We start from the raw sequence: 2,967 nt of genomic DNA on the forward strand, positions 1-2,967 counted from the left end.
TTTCCCAAGCATGAACCTCTCCATGGCGGCGCCCCGCCCCGAAGGACGAGAGCGCGCAAGACGCACACTAGCGCCGCGATGCCGCCGAAGTGGCGGGCTCGGCAACCGGCAGGCGGTAGCTCTCGGGCAACTCCCAGACCCGCGAGCGGAACAGGATGCGCGCCAGCTCCAGCAGCGCCATCTGGTACACCTGTCGTTTGAACTCGATCACCGCATCCAGCGGCACCCAATAGTCGCTCCAGCGCCAGGCGTCGAACTCGGGATGATGGCTCGCACGCAGACAGACGTCGGTATCGCGCCCGACGAGGCGAAGCAGGAACCAGATCTGCTTCTGTCCGCGGTACGTATTGCGCCATTCGCGCCGCACCCAGTGGCGTGGCACGTCATAGCGCAACCATCCGCGCGTGCGACCGAGAATCTTCACGTGCTCCGGGCGCAGACCCACTTCCTCGAACAGCTCCCGGTACATCGCCTGCTCCGGCGATTCGCCGTGCTTGATGCCACCCTGCGGGAACTGCCATGAGTGTTCGCGGATGCGCTTGCCCCAGAAGACCTCGTTGCGCGCGTTGACCAGTACGATGCCGACGTTCGGGCGATAGCCTTCACGGTCGAGCATGATTAAGACCTTAATATTTCTGCGGTTGGAATGGATTTTTCCACACTTGCCGACTCTTTGAAAGCGCGGCCCCGCCGCAGTTCCGGCACACTCAACGAAAGCGCAGGGGCAATCCGATCGCCCCTGCGCTAGAATCCCGCGGTTTCGACAACGCCCTCCCGGACCGAACCTCCCATGCGCGCCACCCAGTTCCACCTGTTCACCCTGAAGGAAGCCCCATCCGACGCCGAGATCGTCAGCCAGCAGCTGATGCTGCGCGCCGGGATGATCCGCAAGGCCGCCGCCGGCATCTACTCGTATCAGCCGATCGGCCTGCGCTCGATCCGCAAGGTCGAGAACATCGTGCGCGAGGAGATGAACCGGGCCGGCGCGCTCGAACTGACGATGCCGATGGTGCAGCCGGCCGAGCTGTGGCAGGAGACCGAGCGCTGGGACAAGATGGGCGAGGAACTGCTGCGCCTGAAGGATCGCCACGGCCGCGACTTCGCGCTGCAGCCGACCTCCGAGGAAGTCGTCACCGACATCGCGCGCCAGGAGCTCAAGAGCTACCGCCAGCTGCCGAAGAACTTCTACCAGATCCAGACCAAGTTCCGCGACGAGCGCCGGCCGCGCTTCGGCATCATGCGCGGCCGCGAATTCCTGATGAAGGACGCCTACTCCTTCGATCGCAGCGCCGACGCCGCCGGCGTCAGCTACGACAACATGTACGCCGCCTACTGCCGCATCTTCGACCGCCTCGGCCTCGACTACCGTGCGGTGGCGGCCGACACCGGCGCAATCGGCGGCGACCGCTCGCACGAGTTCCAGGTGATCGCCGACACCGGCGAGGACGCCATCGTCTACTGCCCGGATTCCGACTACGCCGCCAACATCGAGCTTGCCGAGGCGGTCGCGCTGCTGCCCTCGCGCGCCGCCGCCGCACAGGACCTGCAGAAGAGCCCGACCCCCGGACGCGCGACCTGCGCCGAGGTCGCCGACTACCTCGAGCTGCCGCTGGCGAACACGGTGAAGTCCCTGGTGCTGGCCACCGACGACGTCGACGAGGCAGGCAAGCCGGCGGGCGTCACCGTCTGGCTGCTGCTGGTGCGCGGCGACCACGAACTCAACGAGGTCAAGGCCGGCAAGATCGACGGCCTGAAGGCGGGCTTCCGCTTCGCTACCGAGTCCGAGATCCTCGCCCACTTCGGCTGCCGCCCGGGCTACCTGGGCCCGATCGGAACGCAGAAGGCAGTGCGGGTAGTGGCCGATCGCACGGTCGCCAGCATGAGCGACTTCGTCTGCGGCGCCAACGAGGAGGACTTCCATTACACCGGCGTCAACTGGGGCCGCGACCTGCCCGAGCCCGAGCTCGTCGCCGACATCCGCAACGTGGTCGCCGGCGATCCCTCGCCGGACGGCAAGGGCGTGCTCGCGATCCAGCGCGGCATCGAGGTCGGCCACGTGTTCTACCTCGGCACCAAGTATTCCAAGGCGATGAACGCCACCTTCCTCGACGAGGACGGCAAGCCCAAGCATTTCGAGATGGGCTGCTACGGCATCGGCGTCACCCGCATCCTCGGCGCCGCCATCGAACAGAACCACGACGGTCGCGGCATCATCTGGCCGGCGGCGATCGCGCCTTTCGAGGTGGTGATCTGCCCGGTGGGCTGGAAGAAGTCGGAGGCGGTGCGCGAAGCGGCGGAAAAGCTCCATGCCGAGCTGCTCGCTGCCGGCGTCGACGCGATCCTCGACGACCGCGACGAGCGGCCCGGCGTGATGTTCGCCGACTGGGAACTGATCGGCGTGCCCCATCGCGTCACCATCGGCGACCGCGGCCTGAAGGAGGGCCAGACGGAATACCAGGGCCGGCGCGATGCCGAGGCCTCCAAGGTGGCGATCGCGGACACCGCCGGCTTCGTGCTCGACCGCCTGCGCCAGGCCTGAGCGTCGTCCGCATGCAGCTGAAGGCCCAACACCTGCGCGCCGCGCTGGCCGCATTCGCGCTCTCGCTCGCGCCCGCGCTCGCGCAGGCGGGCCCGCAGCAGTACGAGCCGATGGCGGCCAGCGTGCGCGCCGCGCTACATGAGGCGGTCAGCGATGCCGTCGCGCCGGCGTTGCCGATTCCGCAGGCGGGCGAACGCGCCCGCTGGCTGACCGAGATGTCGGCGCGGCTGGCGAAGCGCATTCCCGACGCGGCCTACCGCGAGGAACTGCTGACCACGATCCACTACGAGGCCACGCGCGCCGGCCTCGACCCGCAGCTCGTGCTCGGCCTGATCCAGGTCGAGAGCAACTTCCGCAAGTACGCGATCTCGTCGGCGGGCGCGCGCGGCTACATGCAGGTGATGCCCTTCTGGCTGAAGGTCATGGGG

At 67.7% G+C, this 2,967-nt stretch carries 3 protein-coding genes; 2 read left to right on the forward strand and 1 reads right to left on the reverse strand.

Annotation, left to right across the window (positions count from 1 at the left end; translation table 11 throughout):
* Positions 1-67 precede the first annotated feature (67 nt).
* A complete protein-coding gene (locus BB334_RS01305; RefSeq protein ID WP_068803565.1) occupies positions 68-616 on the reverse strand; it encodes an RNA pyrophosphohydrolase in 549 nt (182 codons plus the stop codon).
* A 174-nt stretch (positions 617-790) separates the two neighbouring features.
* Here BB334_RS01305 and BB334_RS01310 point away from each other — a divergent pair, with 174 nt between their 5' ends.
* Positions 791-2,539, forward strand: a complete 1,749-nt coding sequence (locus tag BB334_RS01310) for a proline--tRNA ligase (RefSeq protein WP_068803567.1) — start codon at positions 791-793, stop codon at positions 2,537-2,539.
* A gap of 11 nt (positions 2,540-2,550) precedes the next feature.
* A partial coding sequence (locus tag BB334_RS01315; protein WP_158014341.1) for a transglycosylase SLT domain-containing protein occupies positions 2,551-2,967 on the forward strand: 417 nt, incomplete at its 3' end.

The organism is Thauera phenolivorans, assembly GCF_001696715.1.
Lineage (GTDB): Bacteria > Pseudomonadota > Gammaproteobacteria > Burkholderiales > Rhodocyclaceae > Thauera > Thauera phenolivorans.